Genomic DNA, 678 nt, shown 5'->3' with positions numbered 1-678 from the left:
ACGTCACCAGTGATAGTTAAGTCTGTTTCATCAACGTCACATTCAATCGTGATATCTGCAGGAACCGTAAACGTTGGCGCAGTAGTATCAACTACTGTGATAACTTGATCATCTGTTGTTTCATTATCACATTCATCTATCAATGTCCATTTTCTGTAAATTATGTAGGAGTTTGGACAATTTCCATCCATTATAATATCCTTGTATTCAGCATCTAAGGCTGTAGAACAGTTATCAGCTTCATTTGTTACGTCTCCAGTAATTGAAAGATCATTTACATCAATATCGCATTCCACCGTTAAATCTTCAGGTGCTGTGAATGTTGGAGAAGTAGTATCAACGACATTTATTGTTTGGTCAAATGATGAAGTATTTCCACAATCATCAATTAATGTCCATGTACGAGTGATGACTGATTCGTTTACACAACTGCCTGCAACAACATTGTCTGAATATGTCGCATCAAGCCCTGTAGAACATGAGTCAGCTTCGTCGGTTACATCACCAGTGATACTTAAATCCGATTCGTCAACATCACATTCAATGGTTACATCAGCAGGTACTGTAAATGTTGGTGCTGTAGTATCCTCAACAGTTATAATCTGAACAGCAGACGTAGCGTTACCACATTCGTCGGTAGCCGTCCAGGTTCTAGTAATCGTTTTGGTATTTCCACAG

At 38.8% G+C, this 678-nt stretch carries 1 pseudogene; it reads right to left on the bottom strand.

Going from position 1 to position 678, the window contains the following annotated elements:
• A pseudogene (locus ACFWV9_RS16145) lies at nt 1–678 on the bottom strand (gliding motility-associated C-terminal domain-containing protein); the annotation flags it as partial.

The organism is Winogradskyella sp. A2 (assembly GCF_046762865.1).
Taxonomy (GTDB): domain Bacteria; phylum Bacteroidota; class Bacteroidia; order Flavobacteriales; family Flavobacteriaceae; genus Winogradskyella.
This window is presented reverse-complemented; position numbering and strand designations above follow the sequence as displayed.